The sequence below is a fragment of the Enterobacter sp. BNK-16 genome (assembly GCF_048684955.1).
Taxonomy (GTDB): Bacteria; Pseudomonadota; Gammaproteobacteria; order Enterobacterales; family Enterobacteriaceae; genus Enterobacter; species Enterobacter bugandensis.
On record NZ_JBLQTQ010000001.1, the window covers coordinates 1,770,108 to 1,787,898 of the forward strand.

General features: G+C 53.7%; 21 protein-coding genes and 3 tRNA genes. 7 read left to right on the forward strand and 17 right to left on the reverse strand.

Annotated elements, in window-relative coordinates:
- Nucleotides 1-25: 25 nt before the first annotated feature.
- The 10 genes from ACMGGH_RS08535 to ACMGGH_RS08580 all read right to left on the reverse strand — a co-directional run bounded on the left by ACMGGH_RS08535 (nucleotide 26) and on the right by ACMGGH_RS08580 (nucleotide 8,050).
- Nucleotides 26-541, reverse strand: coding sequence for a GNAT family N-acetyltransferase (locus ACMGGH_RS08535; RefSeq protein ID WP_232948648.1), 516 nt, complete (start codon nucleotides 539-541; stop codon nucleotides 26-28).
- Nucleotides 541-2,832, reverse strand: coding sequence for a phosphatidylglycerol--membrane-oligosaccharide glycerophosphotransferase (opgB, locus tag ACMGGH_RS08540; protein WP_048959805.1), 2,292 nt, complete (start codon nucleotides 2,830-2,832; stop codon nucleotides 541-543). Before opgB ends, ACMGGH_RS08535 begins: the two co-directional genes overlap by 1 nt.
- A 268-nt stretch (nucleotides 2,833-3,100) precedes the next feature.
- Nucleotides 3,101-3,583, reverse strand: coding sequence for a DUF2501 domain-containing protein (locus ACMGGH_RS08545; RefSeq protein WP_048959799.1), 483 nt, complete (start codon nucleotides 3,581-3,583; stop codon nucleotides 3,101-3,103).
- Between the two features lie 84 nt (nucleotides 3,584-3,667).
- On the reverse strand, nucleotides 3,668-4,405 hold the full coding sequence (gene dnaC, locus ACMGGH_RS08550; protein ID WP_028015417.1) for a DNA replication protein DnaC: 738 nt from the start codon (nucleotides 4,403-4,405) through the stop codon (nucleotides 3,668-3,670).
- A complete protein-coding gene (dnaT, locus tag ACMGGH_RS08555; protein ID WP_028015418.1) occupies nucleotides 4,402-4,947 on the reverse strand; it encodes a primosomal protein DnaT in 546 nt (181 codons plus the stop codon). The genes dnaC and dnaT overlap by 4 nt, the downstream gene beginning before the upstream one ends.
- A 147-nt stretch (nucleotides 4,948-5,094) precedes the next feature.
- Nucleotides 5,095-5,523, reverse strand: coding sequence for an organic hydroperoxide resistance protein (locus tag ACMGGH_RS08560; RefSeq protein ID WP_013095463.1), 429 nt, complete (start codon nucleotides 5,521-5,523; stop codon nucleotides 5,095-5,097).
- 83 nt (nucleotides 5,524-5,606) lie between these two features.
- Nucleotides 5,607-6,059, reverse strand: a complete 453-nt coding sequence (locus tag ACMGGH_RS08565; protein WP_028015419.1) for a MarR family winged helix-turn-helix transcriptional regulator — start codon at nucleotides 6,057-6,059, stop codon at nucleotides 5,607-5,609.
- A 41-nt stretch (nucleotides 6,060-6,100) separates the two neighbouring features.
- Nucleotides 6,101-6,742: a TetR family transcriptional regulator gene (locus ACMGGH_RS08570; RefSeq protein ID WP_232948647.1), complete on the reverse strand. Its 642-nt coding sequence runs from the start codon at nucleotides 6,740-6,742 to the stop codon at nucleotides 6,101-6,103.
- A 67-nt stretch (nucleotides 6,743-6,809) separates the two neighbouring features.
- On the reverse strand, nucleotides 6,810-7,283 hold the full coding sequence (locus ACMGGH_RS08575) for a threonine/serine exporter (RefSeq protein WP_232948646.1): 474 nt from the start codon (nucleotides 7,281-7,283) through the stop codon (nucleotides 6,810-6,812).
- Nucleotides 7,274-8,050: a threonine/serine ThrE exporter family protein gene (locus ACMGGH_RS08580; RefSeq protein ID WP_028015422.1), complete on the reverse strand. Its 777-nt coding sequence runs from the start codon at nucleotides 8,048-8,050 to the stop codon at nucleotides 7,274-7,276. Before ACMGGH_RS08580 ends, ACMGGH_RS08575 begins: the two co-directional genes overlap by 10 nt.
- A 408-nt stretch (nucleotides 8,051-8,458) precedes the next feature.
- Here ACMGGH_RS08580 and ACMGGH_RS08585 point away from each other — a divergent pair, with 408 nt between their 5' ends.
- Both ACMGGH_RS08585 and bglJ read left to right on the forward strand, forming a co-directional pair.
- Complete coding sequence (locus ACMGGH_RS08585; RefSeq protein ID WP_028015423.1) at nucleotides 8,459-9,196, forward strand: helix-turn-helix transcriptional regulator; 738 nt, start codon at nucleotides 8,459-8,461, stop codon at nucleotides 9,194-9,196.
- Nucleotides 9,193-9,828: a DNA-binding transcriptional activator BglJ gene (bglJ, locus tag ACMGGH_RS08590; RefSeq protein ID WP_193051535.1), complete on the forward strand. Its 636-nt coding sequence runs from the start codon at nucleotides 9,193-9,195 to the stop codon at nucleotides 9,826-9,828. The genes ACMGGH_RS08585 and bglJ overlap by 4 nt, the downstream gene beginning before the upstream one ends.
- A gap of 40 nt (nucleotides 9,829-9,868) precedes the next feature.
- On the opposite strand, the gene ACMGGH_RS08595 is transcribed toward bglJ, so the two are convergent.
- The gene (locus ACMGGH_RS08595) at nucleotides 9,869-10,327 is read right to left on the reverse strand and encodes a YbaK/EbsC family protein (RefSeq protein ID WP_023331967.1); all 459 of its coding nucleotides are present in this window, start codon (nucleotides 10,325-10,327) and stop codon (nucleotides 9,869-9,871) included.
- Between the two features lie 328 nt (nucleotides 10,328-10,655).
- Between ACMGGH_RS08595 and ACMGGH_RS08600 the strand changes: the two genes are divergently transcribed.
- Complete coding sequence (locus tag ACMGGH_RS08600; protein ID WP_180262112.1) at nucleotides 10,656-12,002, forward strand: PTS sugar transporter subunit IIC; 1,347 nt, start codon at nucleotides 10,656-10,658, stop codon at nucleotides 12,000-12,002.
- A gap of 96 nt (nucleotides 12,003-12,098) precedes the next feature.
- On the opposite strand, the gene fhuF is transcribed toward ACMGGH_RS08600, so the two are convergent.
- Together fhuF and ACMGGH_RS08610 are read right to left on the reverse strand one after the other, a co-directional pair.
- Nucleotides 12,099-12,887 (reverse strand): siderophore-iron reductase FhuF, encoded by a 789-nt coding sequence (gene fhuF, locus ACMGGH_RS08605; protein WP_232948645.1) that lies wholly within the window; start codon nucleotides 12,885-12,887, stop codon nucleotides 12,099-12,101.
- Between the two features lie 94 nt (nucleotides 12,888-12,981).
- Nucleotides 12,982-14,046: a GGDEF domain-containing protein gene (locus ACMGGH_RS08610; protein WP_227442046.1), complete on the reverse strand. Its 1,065-nt coding sequence runs from the start codon at nucleotides 14,044-14,046 to the stop codon at nucleotides 12,982-12,984.
- A 216-nt stretch (nucleotides 14,047-14,262) separates the two neighbouring features.
- On the opposite strand from ACMGGH_RS08610, the gene ACMGGH_RS08615 reads away from it, so the two are divergent.
- On the forward strand, nucleotides 14,263-14,532 hold the full coding sequence (locus ACMGGH_RS08615) for a DUF1435 domain-containing protein (protein ID WP_032644970.1): 270 nt from the start codon (nucleotides 14,263-14,265) through the stop codon (nucleotides 14,530-14,532).
- A 41-nt stretch (nucleotides 14,533-14,573) separates the two neighbouring features.
- Here ACMGGH_RS08615 and ACMGGH_RS08620 read toward each other — a convergent pair.
- The 4 genes from ACMGGH_RS08620 to rsmC all read right to left on the reverse strand — a co-directional run bounded on the left by ACMGGH_RS08620 (nucleotide 14,574) and on the right by rsmC (nucleotide 16,095).
- Nucleotides 14,574-14,659, reverse strand: a tRNA-Leu gene (locus ACMGGH_RS08620).
- A 33-nt stretch (nucleotides 14,660-14,692) separates the two neighbouring features.
- Nucleotides 14,693-14,778: transfer RNA gene (locus tag ACMGGH_RS08625), tRNA-Leu, on the reverse strand.
- Between the two features lie 28 nt (nucleotides 14,779-14,806).
- Nucleotides 14,807-14,892 (reverse strand) — tRNA-Leu (locus tag ACMGGH_RS08630).
- A 174-nt stretch (nucleotides 14,893-15,066) separates the two neighbouring features.
- Nucleotides 15,067-16,095 (reverse strand): 16S rRNA (guanine(1207)-N(2))-methyltransferase RsmC, encoded by a 1,029-nt coding sequence (gene rsmC, locus ACMGGH_RS08635; protein ID WP_047363626.1) that lies wholly within the window; start codon nucleotides 16,093-16,095, stop codon nucleotides 15,067-15,069.
- Nucleotides 16,096-16,197: 102 nt separating this feature from the next.
- On the opposite strand from rsmC, the gene ACMGGH_RS08640 reads away from it, so the two are divergent.
- Genes ACMGGH_RS08640 through yjjG form a run of 3 tightly spaced genes read left to right on the forward strand, consistent with a single transcriptional unit; the run spans nucleotide 16,198 to nucleotide 17,720 of the window.
- Nucleotides 16,198-16,611, forward strand: coding sequence for a DNA polymerase III subunit psi (locus ACMGGH_RS08640; RefSeq protein WP_041911296.1), 414 nt, complete (start codon nucleotides 16,198-16,200; stop codon nucleotides 16,609-16,611).
- Nucleotides 16,580-17,023 (forward strand): ribosomal protein S18-alanine N-acetyltransferase, encoded by a 444-nt coding sequence (gene rimI, locus ACMGGH_RS08645; RefSeq protein WP_028015431.1) that lies wholly within the window; start codon nucleotides 16,580-16,582, stop codon nucleotides 17,021-17,023. The genes ACMGGH_RS08640 and rimI overlap by 32 nt, the downstream gene beginning before the upstream one ends.
- 19 nt (nucleotides 17,024-17,042) lie before the next feature.
- Nucleotides 17,043-17,720 (forward strand): pyrimidine 5'-nucleotidase, encoded by a 678-nt coding sequence (yjjG, locus tag ACMGGH_RS08650; protein ID WP_232948643.1) that lies wholly within the window; start codon nucleotides 17,043-17,045, stop codon nucleotides 17,718-17,720.
- The last annotated feature ends 71 nt before the right edge of the window (nucleotides 17,721-17,791 follow it).

Genomic DNA, 17,791 nt, shown 5'->3' on the forward strand with positions numbered 1-17,791 from the left:
GTAAGCGAAGCGCCACCGGGCGATATCAAAGCGGCAGGCGCATGGCGCAGCGGGAGTCATACGCTAAACCGTGCGCCGTCTCTTCTTCGCGTTTTTCACGCAATTCAGGCGTCAGCCTCGTCATCATTTCAAACCCCAGCCGCGCATAGAAGGGCGCATTCCACGGCACGTCCCGGAACGTCGTCAACGTCAGCGATCTCAGCCCCTTTTGGCGGGCATGGTCAGCTGCACAGGCGATGAGCTGCCGACCGATCCCTTTTCCCTGCCAGGCCAGATCGACCGAGAGCTCCACAATAAACAGCGACGAAGGGTGCGCTTCAGTGAGGATAAACCCCACGGGACGGTCGTTCGCCAGCGCCAGCCAGCTTAGCCCCCGTTCGGCATAGTCGAGATGCTGTTCAGCGGAAATGACCTCGCCATCGGCAAGCCAGGCGAGGTCGGGGTAGTCACGAAAACGCTCGCCCGCCGCGCGCTCAATGGCGGGCAGGGCGGCAACGTCGTCGGAATGTGTGGGCCGAACGGTGAGGTTAAGGGTGACCATTAGCCTGCGCGACTCACGATTTTAATTTCAACCATGCCGATCCCGAGCTGGCGCGGTGAATGGCCGAGAATATTTCCTTCATTGGTGGACTGCGGGTCTGGCGGCACAATCACCAGGGTACTGCTGCGCGATGGATTCTCAAAATGCAGGGTGTGAGTGCTTACGTCATTTCCAAGCGTAAGCGTCTGCTCTTGATCGCCCACGCGCACCGGTACGGGTTTATTCGCGTTAGGCCCGTACGCCCTGGCCGTGATCACCAGATCAAATTGTTCTGGCAGCGGATGGGTGTACTCAATTTTCACCTCGTTGCCCAGCTGCGCGTTTGACCAGCGTCCCCACGACTCCGGACGGGAGATGCCGCTAAACTGCTTCACCTCTTCGGGCGCGCCGGCCACGTTAAAGATAAAGCTGTCCGCTTTATAGCGGATGTCGTTGTCGACGATTTTCAGCATGTCGATGTTGTGCTGATAGCGAGCCGTATCAATCACCGTATCTTTAAAGGCGGTTTTGCCTTTCCACTGGGCTTTGTCGACATGCTGCACGGTTTGCTCCCCGCCAAGCTGGCCCTGAGAGACGCACCAGTCCGTAGAGAGCGCCAGCGGCTGCGACCAGAGCTGACCCATTTTGTAACACCGGTCAATCCAGACGAAGTTATCGCGAGGGGCGAAATCGGCCAGCTGGAAGCGCAGCGGCGCGGAATACTCGCTTTCCGGCAGCGGTTCGACGCGACTATCCGACACGCGCACCAGCAGCGGCAGGCGGAAATTGCTGCCGGAGAAGGCAACGGTGTTTTTATCCCGATCGACGGTGAAGTCTTTCATCTCTTTCGGGAAATTCCACAGGCGGATGATGTCGGGCTTCCAGGCGAGGATTTTCTCCTTCATGTTGAGGAACACTTCCGACAGGGATTGCCCCGACAGCGTGCTGCGCCCGAGGCCAATAAAGTTGTCGCCCCCCAGAATGTCCAACACGGTTGCGCCGTTATCCATGGAGTTGCGTTTGGTGGCGATTAACTCCTGCTGCGGCTGGTCGCCGCGCAGCACGAAGAACAGGTTGCTGCGATCCTGCTTGCTGAGCTGGTCCCACGCGCTGTTTTTCATCGCCAGATGGTCAGACGATACGACGATGACGGTGTTTTTAAACCAGGGCGAGGCTTTGATTTTCTCGACCAGCGCGGCGATGTGCTCCTGGCTACAGGTCACGGCGCTGAAAGACTTGTTGTTTTTGCCGTCCACGTCATAGCTTTTTCGCTTACAGGTGCGCGAGACGAACCCGTCCGGATGGTGCGTATCTACCGTCAGCGCAAAGAGAGAAAAACGCTTCCCGGCGCGGGAAAGTTCCTCGAATTTCTTCCAGGTTTCGTCCAGCACCGTATCGTCATAGAAGCCCCAGTCGTTGCGGTAGGTGGGATCGGCAACCGTCGTTTTTAACTCTTCTGAGCCATACAGGTGGTCAAAACCGTGGGATTTCAGGAACACATCTTTTCCGGCAAAGCGCAGGTTTGCCCCCTGCATAAAGTAGTTTTCATAGCCGGAGTTTTTCAGGATATCGCCCAGGCAAATATTCTGCGGGAAGAACGTCGACATCGAGGCGGAGGCGTTGCCTTCAAAAGGTGCGAACAGCGGGATACCGCACTGGGAGGCCACCATCCCGGCGATAGTGTAATCCGTGCCGGGTAACTGCATGGTGTGGCTGAAATCGAGGCCTTCGTTTTTCAGCGCGCCCAGTTCCGGCGTGAGGTTCGGAAACGCATCGTTATCAAAGTAGGTGCGCTCCAGGCTTTCACCGTAGATGTAGACCAGGTTGAGCTTCGGGTTGGCGATCGTTTTCGACGGCTCTTTATAGTAGGCCACGAAGTCCGGATCGCCGTCGCGCGACTGGGATTTTACAAGCTCGGTGATCTGATGAAACGCGGGGCTGGCGTCGACGGAGGCCAGCGCCAGGAAAAGCGCCAGCAGGCTGTAGCCATGATGGTGAGGAAGATGGCGACGGCGGCGCAGCACCCAGGCGAGCGCGCCGAAAATCGTCACCAGCGCCACGATCAGTCCCAGCCCCGGAAGGATGTATTTACCTACTCCCGCGCCCGTCAGGCTGTTCGTCAGGGTGTAGAGCACAGCATCGTTAATGCCGTCGCCGGTGAAGTAATCGCTGGCGTATAAGGTAATGTTTAAAACGATAAAAATGCCGAGCACCACCAGCGTGGCGATAAACCACCAGGTGTTACGGCCGGCTTTCCAGGCATAAACGCCGACGGAAGCCAGAAAAAGGATAAGAGAGATGAATTCTGACAACAGCATATCCTCATGACGCCAGGTGCTTCGCTGGCTAACTGTTTATTTTTGGTAAGACAATGTAATGGCGATGTCGTTTAGCTGCAATTTTAGTGTCACGAAAGTGTGCTGTTGTTAGGATTTGGTTTATAAAATCGTTTTTATGAGGATGGTCGCATCCTGACAAACGGACGCTGAGACGGTGGCAGGTAGGAAAAATGCTCGTTTAACGCCGCGATGCAAGCCTATCGCATTAAACGCGGCGTGTTGTGGCAGAAAATGGGGCGGATCAGGAGATGAAATTAACGCCTTGTTTCAGCACCAGATCGCAGGCTTTGGTTTTCACCTGTTTTGCCAGGGCGGAGTTGCCGAGGGTGCTCAGATTCAGCTGTTGGCCGTTTTGCGCGTTAAGCAGGCCCTGAATGCCGTCCATATAGCTGGTGTCCGCTTTTTGCTCCTGCGTGTCGAGACCCAGTTTACCCAGCACCTGGTTTTTCACGTTTTGCGCGTCGGTCACCGAGGCCAGCTTTTGCTTAGCGCAATATTCCAGGATCCCCGCCGCGTTGTTCATCGTGCCCGCGCTCAGGCTCTGGGAACTGTTGCTCAGCAGGCTGGTGAGAGAAGAGGCCGAGAGCCCGCCCTGGGCGCTGCTGCTCTCTTTGGTCAGCTCATTCGCGGCGCTTGACAGGGACTCCTGCCACGAAGCCGCTTGTGCTGCGCCGGTAACCAGCAGCGCGCCTAAAAAAGTGCTGATAAGAATCTGTTTTTTCATAATGTCTTTCTCAAAAAGGTCCGTTTTGGGCCGGAAGGGGTTCCAGTATATACCTGCGCCCTGCTGGCGATTCCTGGAACTGTCTTAATACTCTTTGCCGGTGACGCGGCTGCGGTAACTGTCCCAGTCGAAGATGACATACAGACTGTTGCCCAGCTTCATGCGGTCCATGACGCGTTCACCCAGTAAGCGGGTCATCTCGTCAATGTTGTGGTTCGTCAGCATCCCGGTGGGACGTTTGGACGAAGAGCGGCGATCGACTATCTGGTTAATGATGACCTTTTCATAACGGGATTCGGTCTGAACGCCAATCTCGTCGATGACCAGTAGATCGACATTGCTCAGATCGTTAAGAAGCTGCTCTTCGCTGGTTTCACGGTTGCTGAAGGTGTCTTTCATGGCGGACATGATATCGGCCACGGTGATAATGAGGACCGATTTACCGCGCAGAAGCAGTTCGTTGCAGATGGCGGCCGCGAGGTGGTTTTTACCTGTGCCCGGCTTGCCGCTAAAAATGAAGCTGGCGATATTGCCGTCAAATTCATCCACGTACTGACGCGCGGCGGCGAGCGCGTTCATCTGCCCGCTGGTCTCAATTTTATAGTTATCAAACGAGCAGTTCTGATGCAGGGGACGAATACCGGAGCGGTTAAAGGTGCGCTGCATTTTCATCGCCCGGTTTTCGCGGGCGAGCGCGGCGGCACGAATTTTTCCTTGCTCCTTTTGCCACGCCAGCAGCTCTTCACCCGTGGTGAAGGCGGGCTTCACGTTGGCTGGCATCATCTTTTGCAGACGTTTCATCAGGTCGCCGACGTTCTTCATTTCGCACCTCGGAATCCACTCGGGATCTGTTTATCCGGTTCTGAAAACGTGTTGATATCGCGCTTAGGCTGGCCATTGTTACTGGCGCGGGTAATTTGAAGATGACGCGCGAGTTTTTGCTGCCACTGAATGTGGGTGAACACTTTGCCTTCCGCCTGCCACCAGGCGATAAACGCGGCGAGCTCTTCCGCGGTGGCTGGCTGAGTTAACGCAATGCCCCACAATGCTGCCTGCCGCTGAAAATCTGCGTCAGGCTGCCAGCCCGCGTACAGGACAAATTTGCCCATCGGAACGGTTAGCGGGGTATTAACCGGTTCTTCAAAAAACTGGTTATCCAGCGTGACGTCGCTTGCCGGACGTGACATCTGCGCTTCGATCTCCAGAAGCTGCGCCAGACGTTCCGGCGTGATTGCGTAAAACGCCGGCGCGTTGTCGGCAAAAACCGCAACCGTGCCGCCTTCGGCGTGGGTCAACACACCGCGTGGGTCGCGCATAAAGGCATCAATGCCAGCAATGCTGGTGGTCAGAATTCTGGAGGACATAACGCTTACTCAACTGATTACTACGGGCGTGATATGGGCTTATGGTAGCACAGAGAGGGGAGGGGATGGAGGGGATTTCCCCGGTGGCGCTGCGCTTACCGGGGCTACAGTCGTAGGCCTGAAAAGCGCAGCGCCATCAGGCAGTTATCACGCGATGATATTCAGCGTCACGTCGATGTTGCCGCGGGTCGCGTTAGAGTACGGGCAAACGATATGCGCCGCATCGACCAGCTTTTTGGCTTCCGCAGGATCCATCCCTTCAACGTGGATATTCAGTTTTGCTTCGATACCAAAACCGGTCGGCAGCGGGCCGATACCCACTTCGCCTTCAATAAACGCCTCTTTTGGCAGGGTAAATTTGTCGCGAGCCGCCACAAACTTCATCGCGCCCAGGAAGCAGGCAGAGTAACCCGCAGCAAACAGCTGCTCAGGGTTCGTGACTTCTCCACCCATACCGCCCATCTCTTTGGGCACGCCCAGTTTGACGTCCAGTACGCCATCGGAAGAGGTCGCGCGGCCGTCACGGCCCCCGGTTGCTTTTGCTTTGGCGGTATAAACAACTTTTTCTAAAGACATGGCAGGTTCCTCATCTTACTTTATATGTGCTATTAAATAGCGTGCGATGTATATGGGTAAATAAGAACGCGTAAAGTATAGCCTTACGCGCGTTGAATCTGTTGTCGCAAAAGTTCCAGCTGCTGCTTGAGCGCCAGCATGGTGTCGGTATCACACTGTGCGGCGCACCCCACCGCGTGTGGGATACCCAGTGCCTGCTGCTGAAGTTCACGTCCGGCTTCAGTCAGCGTGACGGCGACCTGACGTTCATCTTTACGCGAGCGGTGGCGGTTGATTAGCCCTGCGCTTTCCAGACGCTTCAGAAGCGGCGTCAGCGTTGCGGAGTCAAGGAACAGCCGTTCACCGATGTCCGACACCGTCACGTCATCCTGCTCCCACAGCACCAGCATCACCAGATATTGCGGGTAAGTCAGGTTTAGCGGCGCCAGCAGTTGCCGGTACAGCTTATTAAGCGCCAGATTTGCCGAATAGAGGGCAAAACAGAGCTGGTTATCCAGCAGGAGCGCAGCGGTCGTGTCGTTCGTTTTTGCGTTCATGAAATGAATATAGATTGTGCGCGATTTAATTGCAAGCAATTTTAGTGGCAGGTATAACGCAGCGCCACCTGAACGGCCATTTTACGGTAGTGCTGGCGCTGGGCCTGCTCGTCTGCACCCTCTTCAAACAGCAGGGTGAAGGTGTAGCTGTTGGCAACGTAGTGAAAGCTGAAGCTGCTGATCAGACGGTGAAGGTCGCGGGCGTCAACCGTCTGGCTGAAAAGCTGTTTTTCTTTGCCCCGGCGCAGGATACCTTCCAGCAGGTCGAGCGCGCTGCGGTTGACCTGCCGCAGATAGTTTGACTGCTGCATAAAACGGCCGCGCTGCATGTTTTCCATGCAGATAATACGGATGTAATCCGGGTGATCGGCATGATAGTCAAAGGTGGCTTCAACCAGATGGACCAGCGCTTCGACGGGAGGCATATCCGCCAGGCTAAGCGCCTTTTCACTGGCACGAATTTGGGTGTAAACGTACTCCAGGACGAGCAGGTAGAGATTTTCTTTGTTTTTAAAATGGTAAACGACCATGCGTTTGGTGGTACCTGCTTTCTCCGCGATCTGCTCCATGCGGGCGCCGTTCAGTCCAAATTCGGCAAACAGCGCGATAGCGCTCTGAAAAATTTTTTCTTTCAGGCTCGATTCTTCACTGTGATCGGGGTGTTCGCTGCCAGAGTTAGCCACATCCTTTCCTTATTTTTACCAAACGGACCAGAAAGATTATCTCCACGGCAGCGAAATAACACAAATATCAAACGCGCGGGCGTTTGCGGTAGAACCATAGCCCGGGTATCGACAGCCCGATAGAGAGCGCACCGACGATGGAGGACGCCTTAAGAAAGTTGCTAAGGAGAAGGATCATCTGCGGCTCGGTGTAGCCAAAATGGCTGATTTTCACCGCGGAAATCATCGCCGTATAGGCAGATATGCCGGGGAACATCGGGATAACGGCGGCGACGGTGAACACTTTCGGATGCGCCAGATACCAGCGCGACCACTGAATACCGATGCTGCCGACCAGCATAGAGGCGATAAACGTCGACCATTCGATGTTAAAGCCCGCCGTCATCATCACCATTCGCGAGCCGTGGCCAATTGCGCCCAGCAGCGCACACCACGGCAGAGCGCGTTGCGGAACGTTAAATACCATCGCAAAGCCGACGGCAGGAATGGCCGCCAGGGCCATGTCCTGTGCCAGCGCCAGCAGAAAATCTATCACGCCCATCCTCGTAACCCCCACAGCGTCATCGCCATCACCACGCCGATGCAGGTCGCCAGCGTCAGCAGGCTGGCGATAGCCCAGCGTGCCAGCCCGGTATTGATGTGCCCTTTAAACATGTCGGCAACGGCGTTAATCAGCGGGAAGCCCGGCACCAGCAGAAGCACGCTGGCGGCCATCGCAATCGTCGGGGTAGCGGCAAACTGCGGCAGGCGCAGCAGCAGGCCAGACACCGTAGTGGCAACAAACGCGGTAATGCAGAAGTTAATTTGCGGGTGCAGCTGCCGGTGCGTCAGCAGCTGGCGCACGTACATGGCGATGCTGCTGGCGAAAAAGGTGACGATCGCGCCGTCCCAGCCGCCTTTATTGAGCTTACAAAAACAGGCGCACGACAGCCCCACCATAAGCACGACCAGCCAGCGTGGATAACGTAATGGCTTGATTTGGTTAAAACGTTTTTCAATCTCCTTGAGATCGAGAAGCTTATGCTCAGCCAGGATGACGATGTGCTGGACCTCGGTTACAACGTGCATATTAATGCCGCGGTCGTGGTTTTTACGGGTGGACGTAAGACACTGCCCGTCTTTAATGGTGGTCAGCACAATGGCGTTGGACGAGATAGCGCTCTCAACGCTGTCCATCCCCAGCGCCAGCCCCAGCCGGGTTGAAAGCTCCTCGACCAGCGCGCTTTCCGCGCCGTGCTGGAGCAGAAAAAGACCGCACTGAATACAGAGCCGCGTGATAGCACGCTGCGTTGACCGATCTGCCTGCATGTATTGTCCCGAAGATAAGGTGAATAGTTGCCGGTTGGCCCGTAATGCCTACTTTTAGCACAAAGTGCAGTGGCCCTTGCTGTGGGTCAGATCAAGGTTTATGCAAACAGTTACCCCCCTCGTCACGACGACTTACAGGATTAATTTATTAATACGATGAATTATTAATTTGAAATAATAAAATATTTGTATTTAGAAATTCTAATTTTATTTTGTTGTTATTTTAATGTCTGCACAATTAAATTGATTTGCGCTTTGTGAGATATTAGCGCTGTTTTAGGCATTTCCTAAACTAAGAACATATCTCATCTTCTGCTTGTATTAATCTTTTTATACTCAGGGAAGAAAATATTTATACCTTGGTGCGTTTTACATGACGCACCGAAGGAAAATGGACACGGAGGGTCTATGTTGTCGTTGCCTGGTAAGCATGGCGTTGTCATTAGCCGGATACCCGTCATGCAGAATGGGTTAGGGGACGTGATGGCACGTCATTTCCCCGATTTTGAATTGACCTACTGCCGCTCACTGCAGGAGTTAACCCTGCTTCAGTTGCGCCGCGCAGATGTGATTATCGCCGACGTTTCAGGCGAATACAGGAACCCACGGGGTACGCTCGAAGAGTATTACCGCTTACTGAACCAGTACCGGGAAATCCACTGGATATTTTTGGTCTCCCGGCCGTTTTACCCTATTGCCGTTGAGCTGCTTATGCGGCCGGAAAGCACGCTGCTTTCTGATATGGAACCTATCGAAGGTGTCGTTAACGCTATCCGGGCAGGGAGCGAACGCGCAGAACGGATAAGCCAGACGTTATTAACCCCAGAACCTGAGCAAAGTGAGGATGACGACGAACACTTTATTGCGCTCACGCACTCAGAACGTAAGGTGCTTCGCCTGTTAGGCAAAGGGTGGGGGATTAACCAAATCGCTACGTTGCTTAAAAAGAGCAATAAAACGATCAGTGCGCAGAAAAACAGTGCGATGAGAAGGCTGTCATTACGGAGTAATGCCGATATGTACGCCTGGATCAACAGTACACAGGGAATGAGAGAGCTGAGTTTAATGTCAGCCTATGGAGAGTTCGAGGAATGGAAAAAACCGATTCAACAAGACATATCGCCATCATCGAAAATTGCTCGATGAGTGCGGTCGGGCTGCAGCATCTTTTTACGCAGTCTGAACTCAGCCAATATCAACTGCACCTGTTTAATGATTTTGATGGCTTTAAGAAAGCACTGCATCACGTGAATTTTTTCTCGCTGATCTATTCGCTTTCCGATGCGCGAGAAGAACGACGTAACTGCCTGGCGCATCTGCGGGATCTCGCGTTTACGCATAGCCATATTCAGCGCATTATCCTGGTCTCGGATGAGATGGAGGCGAGGTTGATTAGCCATCTTTCGCCTTCACGGCTTCACGGTGTGGTCAGTAAATCGGTGACCCTTGAACACCTGCTGAAGGAGTTAGTGGTATTGTTGAGCGAAACGCTGCGCATTAATGACAATATGCTTAACCACTGGTACTGCAGTCAGAACCGGATGTTAAGCCCAACGGAAAGAGCAATTTTACGTTATATGTCATGCGGATATTCCATTCCCGAAATCGCGGCGCAGCTTGAACGCAATATCAAGACTATTCGCGCGCATAAGTTTAATGCGATGGTGAAGCTAGGGGTGAATTCTGACGTAGGATTGCTTGATGCAGCGGATATTCTTACCCATCTTCCGGTTAGAGAACCGCGAACTGTGGGGCTAAGCAAACCGACATTTTTGTAACCTGTACCTTTTGCGCGCCAGATATGCCCTGGCGCGTCATTCAGATGCACACATCAACCCACTTTGCTGAAGTCAGCTCTGCCATTCTGTCCGGAGAAATACGTACGGCACTATGGATAGCGCCAGCGGCGGGGAGCACTTCAGCGTATTGTTTTAAAGAGATATCGCAGTAAACCGCAAGTGGGTTTTCAAGCCCAAACGGGCAGACGCCACCAACGGGATGACCCGTCACGGTAACCACTTCATCACTGCTGAGCATGCGTGCTTTCGCGCCAAACGTGTCTTTCAGTTTTTTGTTATCCAGACGCGCATCACCCTTCGCCACCACCAGAATCACCTCATTTTTAACCTTCAACGATAGGGTTTTGGCGATTTGTCCCGGCTCTACACGGTGGGCGGCAGCAGCCAGCGCAACGGTAGCCGTACTCTGGCTAAGTTCTATTACCTCTATTTCCGGCGCGTTATCGGCAAAAAACTGCTGTACGGACTGCAAACTCATTGTTTCCTCCTGACAAATATCCTGCGTAATCTGTCATAAGAATTTATGCTCTGTAAATATCTCTTAAGTAACAAATATCTAGGATGGCTGATTTCTGGATCCTCTTCACAATCACAGAAACCGGTTACAGTAACCGGTTGCAGAGCGTGATGCGTAGATTAATACTGAGTATGTAACGTCCCCTGTATCCAATAATAAGAGCCAATTATGAAACCATTTCGTCTGAGCAGTACCGCTGGTACGCAAGCCAGCAAGGTTGTGAAGCTGATTTATGGAACAACGTGCGGCGCGAGCGCGCCTGTAATAAACGTCTGACAGGAGATCAACCATGTCTGCCAACCATGCTGCGTTTAATCTGATATTCCGTTTCGTTGAAAATTACGTGAGCCCGATTGCCGGGCGGATCTCGTCCCAGCGTCATGTCATGGCTATCCGTGATGGGTTCATCTCTGCGATGCCGTTCATGATTGTGGGTTCATTTTTATTAGTGTTTGCTTACCCACCGTTTTCGCCAGATACCACCTGGGGTTTCGCACGCGCCTGGCTGGATATGGCGAAGCAGTTTGAAGGCCAGATCCTGACGCCGTTTGATATGACTATGGGCATTATGTCCATTTATATCTGCGCGGCCATCGCCTATAACCTTGGCAAACATTATGTCAAAACGCACCAGCTGGATCCGTTCATGTGCGCCATGCTGTCGCTGATGGCATTTCTGCTGGTTGCCGCCCCAAAAACCAAAGGCACGCTTCCCGTCGACAGCCTGGGCGGAACGGGTATTTTTACCGCCATTCTGGTGGCGATTTACTGCGTTGAAATGATGCGTTTCCTGAAGGCGCATAACATCGGTATTCGCCTGCCGGACCAGGTGCCGCCGATGATCAAAAACTCCTTTGATCTGCTGATCCCGGTGCTGGTGGTGGTGTTAACGCTTTATCCGCTGAGCCTGGTGATTCAGTCTCAGTTTGACATGCTGATCCCGCAGGCAATTATGTCCATCTTCAAACCTCTGGTTTCCGCGGCGGATTCGCTGCCCGCGATCCTGCTGGCGGTGTTGATTGGTCACCTGCTGTGGTTCGCCGGGATCCACGGGGCGGCTATTGTCTCCGGGATGCTGCAGATGTTCTGGCTGACTAACCTTGGAGCGAACCAGACCGCGCTGGCCGCCGGCCATCCTCTGCCACATATTTTTATGGAAGCCTTCTGGACGTTCTTCATCGTGATTGGCGGGTCGGGTGCAACGATGGGTCTGGTGATTTGCTATCTGCGCAGCCGTTCAGCGCATTTACGCTCTATTGGCCGATTGAGCGTGGTGCCCAGCTTCTTCAACATCAACGAACCCGTTATCTTCGGTACGCCGATTGTAATGAACCCGGTGTTCTTTATTCCGTTCCTGCTAGCCCCGATGGTTAACGCCGTGCTGGCCTGGGCGGCGATGACGTTTGATCTGATTGGTCGTGTTATTTCAGTGGTTCCCTGGACGGCACCGGCACCGATAGGCGCAGCATGGGCCCTGGGCTGGGATTTCCGCGCGGCTATCCTGGTTGTGGTTCTGGCCTGCGTGTCGGCAATCATCTACTACCCGTTCTTTAAAGTGTACGAGAAACAGCTGCTGGAGCAGGAAGCGGAAGAAGCGCAGCGTAATGCGGAAGAGGACAATCAGCAGGTGGCTTAAAGACGTTGTGCCGGGTGGCGGCTGCGCCTTACCCGGCCTACGAGTCGAGGTTTTTGTAGGCCCGGTAAGCGAAGCGTCACCGGGCAATTCACTGCACTACTTCAGCGTGCAATCCCCGCACTGCTTAACGTCCGGCAGGCGATAGCGCTGGCAGCAGGTACGGCGTACCAGAAGCCCGTCACGGAGCACAACGGTACGGAATAACGGGTTATCGCGGCCATCGGAAAGCTGTTTGGCAAAGAAGCAGGACTGGCGCAGGGCCTCCACTTTCTCATCGCCAAGCAGCGGCTTCATTTCCGTTAAATACCAGTGAATTAAATACCCGGTATTACTCCAGATAAGCTTCCCGTTAATCTCGCCCGTTGCTTCAAGTGCCTCTACCACTGGGATCAGGGCCTGGATGACAAGCTGTTCCAGACGTTCCTGAGCAGAGAACTGCTCTGCGCCGCAATCTTCGTGCAGATCAATCCAGAAGCAGGCTGCTCGGCCAGTTTCGTGGAACTCGACGTGAAAATGATCCGGGGAGAGCGCCAGCATGCTCTTTTGGGTTAATACCGCCAGCATGAGCGGGGGAACCATCAGCCCGATATACCATTGTGCCCACAGGGAAAGCAGAGGTTTATTTTCCCGCGTTAGGGTCGGCTGATTGCGATAGATATGGTCGGAATAGGTTGCAAGCAGCGACTGCAGCGTAGAGGGCTGCTGCCACTCAGCGAGCGTCATGGCGTGGTGCGGGGGCGCTTCATCAAGCCTGATAAAGTCCAGCAGGTGGGCGCGCGTCTTAGCAATCTTGTCCCGTATGGCATCCGCAAGCGACGCATTCCCGCTGGTGAGCGGCGCTCGCCAGAGGAGTGGTTCAACGATGTGTGCGGTATGCGTAGCCATAGTTGAGATAGAAATCTAAATGATAATGATTGCCAATCCTAACTATTGCTCATACCAATGGCAAGACTTTTGTCCTGATTAACCGAAGACGCGCTTAAGCGGTTTGTAGCTCTTCACTCAGCAGAATGTTATTGCGACCTAAATGCTTTGCTTCATAGAGGGCTCTGTCCGCTCTCTCCAGAGCGCTTTCCACGTCCTCATTTTCGAAAATGGCAATACCGATGCTGATGGTGACATTGGTGGCGACGCTTTCGTTGAACAGATGGGGGATTTTCAAATCATAGACTTTCTGACGGATCCGCTCTGCCGTATGGCGGGCGTGTTCAAGTGAAATATTCGTCAGCAGCACCATGAACTCTTCCCCACCGAAACGCGCCACAATATCGCGCGAACGGACGGCATCACGAATTGCCGCAGAGACGCGCTTCAGCGCCTGGTCACCCATCATATGGCCATAATGGTCGTTATAGGCTTTGAAGTGGTCGATATCCATCAAAAGAACAAAATGTTCGCCGTTTTCTACCGCTGGCAGGTTCTCCAGACGGCTCTGCAGGCCGCGACGATTATAGAGCCCGGTTAGCGGGTCCATCATACTGAGATCGGTCAGAGTTTCCCGTTCTTCCAGCAGACGAGAGAGCAGCTCCTGGGCGAAGCGATCGTTGCGCCGTTGCAAAATGTTATGAATAGCAATAGCTACCACAGGAAGTGCGAAAGAATAGGACATTCTTAGCCACATATCCTGGTCACTTAACCACACGCAGACAATAAAGGCGGGGAGCGAGTGCAGCGTAAATGCTTTGATATTACTGGCGAAGGCCAGCGTTCCGATAAAAAGCACCGTGAGTAAAGCTATTATCAAATACATCGCCTGGTCATGGGTAATTAGCGAAAATTTCGAATCTATTTGCCAGGCCCACAAAATACCAAAGATTGCTGAAACGGCAGGAATATTTATCTTCCGCGCGCGCTTTTTCCAGTGCCAGACGAACAGGCCAGTACTGATCGCGAAAATAGCAATCAGAGGGGCAGAAAACACGCGTACAGAATAGAGCGGGTTTGTTACCGAGAACACGGCTGACGTTGCGTTCAGAAATAAAAATAAACGTAACGATAATTGATATTTTCTTTGAACCAAAGACCGCCAGGATTGTGATGTCATAGTCGTGCGTTTTTATTAAAACTTAATTAAAACAGATGAATAGGTGTGCTTTCGCACTTAATTATGCAAAAAACTCAAAGCGTAATTATAAGAAAAACTTTATGTGTAGTTAACAGGTGAGCAATTTATCACCTTAGGAAATTTCTGTCATTCTACATAAGGAGAAAGGGCGATTTTTTTTGCTTCATTGCGCTGACAAATGATAATTTTTATCATATGATATTGTTTATCATTATCGTTATGAAAGGGCGATGTATGTTGAACAGGGCGCTGGGAAGTGCATGGGGAGTATTGCTGCCGGGCGTAATCCTTGGCGGTTTGATGTTTGCCGATCTCTCCATCGAAAGCTGGAAGGCCATCATTGTGTCAGGGCTGCTGATGACGTCAGGCATGATCTGGCATAAGCACCTACGCCATTATGTGTTACTGCCATCATGCGTCGCATTAGTCAGCGCAATTCTGGTGATAATGATGAGTTTGAAATAACAGGGAAAATAAGAGGTATTACAGAAGGGAGATAAGATAATTGGTGCGAGGGGGGGACTCGAACCCCCACATCCGTAAGGACACTAACACCTGAAGCTAGCGCGTCTACCAATTCCGCCACCTTCGCACAGTCATCTTACTATTTTTGATATCGCCTCGTTGGTGCGAGGGGGGGACTCGAACCCCCACATCCGTAAGGACACTAACACCTGAAGCTAGCGCGTCTACCAATTCCGCCACCTTCGCCCAGTGCGAGCAATATCAACGTGATTTATGGTGCGAGGGGGGGACTCGAACCCCCACATCCGTAAGGACACTAACACCTGAAGCTAGCGCGTCTACCAATTCCGCCACCTTCGCATACCATCGATACTGTAAAAGTATCGTAACCACGGAGGCGCATTCTAGATGTTTTCAGCTTTACGTCAACAGAAAAGTGCGCGCCTTTTATTGATTGCTGCAAAAATGGACGGAATTGCGACGCCTGCTTGCCGGATGGCGCTGGCGCTTATCCGGCCTGCATTGTATGGCGAATTATTTCTTTGCCTGACGCGTCATCACGGTGCGGTAGACCTTAAAGCGGCCCGTCTGGGCGATCACCTCGTGGAAGCCGAAGGTTTCGTCCAGCACTTTCGGGTACGCCAGGAAGGCGTTCGCCACGATGCGCAGCTCGCCGCCGCTGTTGAGGTGACGAGTCGCGCCACGGATCAGGGTTTGCGCAGCTTCGAGGCTGGTTTCCATCCCGTCGTGGAACGGCGGGTTAGAGATGATCATGTCAAAGCGGCCGGTGACGTCAGAGAAGACGTTGCTGGCAATCACGTCGCCTTCAATGCCGTTGGCCGCAAGCGTTGCGCGGCTGGCTTCTACCGCCGGGGCGCTCACGTCACACAGGGTTAAACGCACTTTTGGTGAATGGCTGGCAAGCACCGTTGAAAGCACGCCCGCGCCGCAGCCCACGTCCAGCACTTTGCCTTTGGTGTGCGGCGTCAGGGTGGAGAGCAGCAGCTTGCTGCCCGTATCCAGCGCGTCACGGCTGAAGACACCCGGCAGGGTTTTGATGGTCAGGCCGTCAAGCTGATACTCGTCCCAGAAGGTGTTGGCATCGAACGTTGTCTGCTTTTCCAGACGGCCATGATACAGACCGCAGCGACGTGCGCTGTCGACTTTGGTCAGCGGCGCGTAGGCTTCCAGCATCTGCTCGGCGCTACGGACACCGCTGCGGTTTTCACCGACCACGAAAATATCGCAGCCAACCGGCAGCAGGGAGAGCAGGTTCATCAGCTGGAACTGGGCTTCTGGCTTGTTCTTCGGCCAGTAGTAGATCAGCGTATCGCAGTCGGCAATATCGCTCTGCTCCGCCACCAGGCTGAAGCGTGCGCGCTCGCCCATCTGGCGGCTCAGCACCTGCCAGTGGTGGTAGTATTGGGTGTGGGCACGGCTTTCAGCACAGTCGAAACGCGCGGGCAGGTCATCCTGCATATCTCCGGCAAACAGAATACGGCTTTCTTCGAAATCATCACTGTGACGCAGCAAGACTTCACTTGCCGGGGTAAATGCAGACATGAATTGTTCCTCAATAAACTCAGGCGGGGATTATAGTAGGTAGATGGCGCACTTTCGACACATTTGCTATATTTGCGCGCCTGAGAGACAGGAGTTATCCCTATGACATCCCGACGAGACTGGCAGTTGCAGCAGCTGGGCATCACCCAGTGGGCTTTGCGTCGCCCGACGGCGTTGCAGGGCGAAATCGCCATCTCCATCCCCGCGCACGTTCGGCTGGTGATGGTGGCGGAAGAACTGCCTGCCCTGAATGAGCCCCTGATCGGTGATGTCCTTCGCAGCCTGAAGCTGACGCCCGACCAGGTCTTACAGCTGACGCCGGAACGGGTTGCCATGCTTCCTCCTGATAGCCGCTGTAACAGCTGGCGCATCGGAGAGACAAACGACATCTCTCTTCAGGGGAGCCAAATCAGCTCACCAGCGCTGGACGAGCTGAAAGCCAATCCAAAGGCGCGCAGCGCGCTATGGCAACAAATCTGCGAATATGAACACGATTTCTTCCCTCACGACGCCTGACCTGACCGCAGCGTTCGCGATTGAAACACGCGCCCACGCCTTTCCGTGGAGCGAAAAAACGTTTGCCAGCAATCAGGGCGAGCGCTATCTGAACTACCGTCTGGACGTTGACGGCACTCTGGCCGCGTTTGCCATCACGCAGGTGGTTCTTGACGAGGCGACGTTGTTTAACATCGCCGTCGACCCGGCGTTTCAGCGCCGTGGGCTGGGCAGAGAACTGCTTGAGCATCTCATTCGTGAGCTCGAAACCCGCGACGTTTTCACCCTGTGGCTGGAGGTGCGCGCGTCGAATGTCGCCGCCATCGCGCTCTATGAAAGCTTAGGCTTTAACGAGGCGACAGTCCGACGTAACTACTACCCCACCGCAGAGGGACGTGAAGACGCCATTATCATGGCTCTGCCAATTGGATAACGAATATAAGGTTGTAACGATGAAATGGGACTGGATTTTCTTTGATGCCGACGAAACGCTGTTTACGTTTGACTCGTTCGGCGGCCTACAGCGGATGTTTCTCGACTATAGCGTGACCTTCACCGCCGAAGATTTTCAGGACTATCAGGCGGTGAACAAGCCGCTGTGGGTGGATTACCAGAACGGTGCCATCACCGCGTTACAGCTTCAGCACCAGCGATTTGACGTCTGGGCGGAACGCTTAAAGGTCAGTCCGGGGACGCTGAACGAGGCTTTCCTTAACGCCATGGCCGATATCTGTGCGCCCCTGCCGGGCGCGATTTCCCTGCTGAATGCGTTGAAAGGCAAGGTGAAACTGGGGATCATCACTAACGGCTTCACTGCGCTGCAGCAAATCCGCCTGGAGCGCACCGGCCTGCGCGATCATTTCGATGCGCTGGTGATCTCGGAAGAGGTCGGCGTGCCGAAACCGGATCCGCGAATTTTCGATTATGCGCTGGCGCAGGCCGGTAATCCCGACCGCGATCGCGTGCTGATGGTGGGTGATACCGCAGAGTCTGATATTCTTGGCGGTATGAAGTCAGGTTTGTCGACCGTCTGGCTGAATGCGCATGGCCGCGTGAAGCCTGAAGGCATCGAGCCAACCTGGACCGTCACGTCATTGACCGAACTGGAGCAACTCCTGTGTAAACAATGATTGCCTGCCCCCCGTTGATGGGTAAAATAGCCGCAATTTTGTATTCCATGATGCGTGGCGTGCTGCCGCGC